The sequence below is a fragment of the Synechococcus sp. PCC 7335 genome (assembly GCF_000155595.1).
Lineage (GTDB): Bacteria > Cyanobacteriota > Cyanobacteriia > Phormidesmidales > Phormidesmidaceae > Phormidesmis.
On sequence record NZ_DS989904.1, the window covers coordinates 2,477,944 to 2,480,124 of the forward strand.

The window sequence follows — 2,181 nt, forward strand, 5'->3', positions numbered from 1 at the left end:
GGTGTATCGATGTGATCGTGAGAGATTTCAGAGATATGTAGCAAACCGCTAACGCCGCCGATGTCAATAAATGCACCGTATGGTTTCAGGCCACGCACCGTACCAAGCACAACTTCGCTGACTGCAGACCGTTCATCTTGCGTTCGACTAACGCGCGGCGATGGCTAAGTACTAGACGATTACGCTCTTCATCCACTTCTAAGAACTTCAGCGGCAGCTCTTCGCCAACCAAATCTTCCTTAGGTTTACGAGTGCTGATGTGGGATCCAGGAATAAATCCACGCAGCCCCTCAATGCGTACTAGCGCACCCCCTCGATTGGTCGCAAAGACAAGTGAACGAACGGTTGCGTCTTCTTGCTGAAGCTGGCGAACACGCTCCCAAGCTCGCATATACTCAATGCGGCGAATAGAAAGTGTTAGCTGACCGTCCTCGTTATCGTCTGTCAGAATGAAGAACTCACGGGTCTCATTAGACTGTAGAACTTCTTCAGCACCCTCAACTCGGTTGATAGACATCTCCTGAATAGGAAGATAAGCAGCGGTCTTGGCGCCAATATCGATCAGAGCACCCCGAGGTTCGATACTAAATACGGTTCCAGGAACAATATCACCCGGGTTGAAGTTGTAATCGTATTGGTCTAAGAGTGCCGCAAAATCGTCGTGTGTAAAACCAATGTCTGCGTTTTGAGTATCCGAGTTGGCCATGCTAGATTTTTCCTACAGTTATTCTGTCTCCGCGAACGAGTGAACACCTCGCGATCGCAACCCTTCACAAAAAATCCTTCGACTTCTGTAGATGGCCTACGTAATCGCTTATAAATCTTACTAAGGTTTTCAGTTAGAAAAGGCGATTAATGCCTTTGAGGTCTCCTGTCACAAGAATAACCATCATAGAACACAGCGGATACAAAACGCCATTATTTTTAACGGACGCTTTGACTCAAGCTGCGTTACTCTATGCCTGTTATTTGAGGGCTCGCTGTCCTAATACCCGAATACTGAGCTCAGTACTATAGTGAGATAGTTTGTGGATACAGTTTGTTGGGCCTGGCTAAGGCAGTGGAACTAGATGCTCTATGTCTTCTCTACTGGCCTCTCTCGCGGTAGCCTTCTCTGCGGCACTAGCTGAGTGAGAAAGCGTAGCGTCATTTGAAGCAGCACTACTTGAAGCCCCTGAAACACTAGACGCAGATGTCTTGTTAACTTTCTTCTTTGTCCTAGTTACTTTACTGTCTATGTGCTCATCACACTCATCATTCGAGTGGTTATCTTTGAGGTGATTCAAGGCCTCGGCAAAATCACGGATGCCCTGAAATTGTCGATAGACTGAAGCAAACCGAACATAGGCGACTTCGTTGACCGATTTGAGATGACTAAGTACTAGCTCTCCAATTTCTTCGCTAGTGACTTCGCGAATGGCTTTTTGCTGTAGTCCAGCTTCAATGTCATCGACAACTCGTTCAATAGTGTGAGCACTAACGCCCGTTTTCTCACAAGCAGTGACGATGCCGCGTAATAGTTTGGATCGATCGAAAGATTCGCGATCGCCTCTTTGCTTGATGACTGTAATCGGTACGTACTCAATCCTTTCGTAAGTTGTAAATCGTCGTTCACACTCTAAACACTCTCGCCGCCGACGGATGCTGCGGTCAGATTCTGCCGATCTCGACTCTAGGACACGATTATTCGGATGTTGGCAAAATGGACATTGCATGAGAGATAAGCCTCTAGAAGGCCAGCTTTTTATAGGGTTCCCCTAATGCAACGTTACGCCAAAATGCGTCTGGCCGGCACGATTGCTTATGGAAAATACGTCCGAAGGGTGCCGAGGAGGTCCTTCGGGGTCAGCTAGAGTCATACCGCCAAACCAATAGTTAGCACTAGCAGTTGAAAGTAGTCAAAAAGCTGGCGCTAAATCTACTGCTTCAACAGTGATCTAGCGCCAACCCTTATGCATGCTTTAGTAGGTCCTAGCGGTCTCGAAGTAGCAGTCCCAAAATACTGGTAACCAGTAACGGCTACGACCAGCAACCTATATCAGTTAATCTTTTGTAATTTTGGGAGGCTCGCGAAATGCGATCGCAAAAAATAGAGTTCCAATAATACAAGCGAAGATCAAAATGTAAGCAACAGCTTCCATAACTCATTCCTAAATGAACGACATACTGCTTTAAATCAAA

At 46.6% G+C, this 2,181-nt stretch carries 1 protein-coding gene and 2 pseudogenes; all 3 read right to left on the reverse strand.

Annotated elements, in window-relative coordinates; translation table 11 throughout:
- Positions 1 to 706: pseudogene (locus S7335_RS10690) on the reverse strand (S1 RNA-binding domain-containing protein); the annotation flags it as partial.
- Between the two features lie 562 nt (positions 707 to 1,268).
- Positions 1,269 to 1,715, reverse strand: a pseudogene (gene nrdR / locus S7335_RS10695) (transcriptional regulator NrdR); the annotation flags it as partial.
- Positions 1,716 to 2,042: 327 nt separating this feature from the next.
- Positions 2,043 to 2,141, reverse strand: a complete 99-nt coding sequence (locus S7335_RS10700; protein WP_038016079.1) for a photosystem II reaction center protein T — start codon at positions 2,139 to 2,141, stop codon at positions 2,043 to 2,045.
- Positions 2,142 to 2,181 lie beyond the last annotated feature (40 nt).